Genomic DNA, 653 nt, shown 5'->3' with positions numbered 1-653 from the left:
ACTCCAAACCTTGATTGAAAAAAGTAAGGCGGTAGGAATGAAAGTGGAAACGGTGATTGGAGATGCAGCCTATTCAGAAAAAGATAACCTCGCCTACAGTGCGCAAGAAAACATCCAACTGGTCGCAAAACTACATCCTTTGATTACTCAGGGAAACCGAAAGAAGGAAGACGAATTTGAGTTCAATAAAGATGCAGGGATGTATGTGTGCAAGGCTGGTCATCTGGCAACTCGCCGGGCGCGGCAGGGGAAAAAAGGCCGAGGAGAAAACCAAACCGACACCTATTACTTTGACGTAGAAACATGCAAGCGATGCCTTCTTCGGGAAGGCTGCTACAAGGACGGGGCAAAAAGCAAGACGTATTCTGTAAGTATAAAAAGCGACGAACATCTGGCTCAAGCCGTATTTCAGGAGAGTGAGGTCTTTAAGACCAAGGCCAAAGAGCGATACAAAATTGAAGCCAAGAACAGTGAACTCAAGCACAGACACGGGTATGATGTGGCATCCTCCTCGGGTCTGATTGGCATGGAAATGCAAGGAGCGATGGCGATTTTCGCGGTGAATCTGAAGCGGATCTTGAAGTTGATGAGCTAAAAAGAGGAGCACTCGTAGACATGAGGAAGCAAAAAAAAGACGACATCTCATTCAAAAA

1 protein-coding gene is annotated in these 653 nt (G+C 46.1%); it reads left to right on the top strand.

All coding sequences use genetic code 11. From position 1 onward, the window contains the following. Window positions 1-595: transposase (locus E0698_RS26280; RefSeq protein ID WP_192513434.1), on the top strand; the 595-nt coding region annotated here is incomplete at its 5' end. Between the last annotated feature and the right edge of the window lie 58 nt (window positions 596-653).

Origin of the sequence: Paenibacillus sp. 23TSA30-6, assembly GCF_014858585.1 — a bacterium.
GTDB lineage: Bacteria > Bacillota > Bacilli > Paenibacillales > Paenibacillaceae > Paenibacillus.
This window is presented reverse-complemented; position numbering and strand designations above follow the sequence as displayed.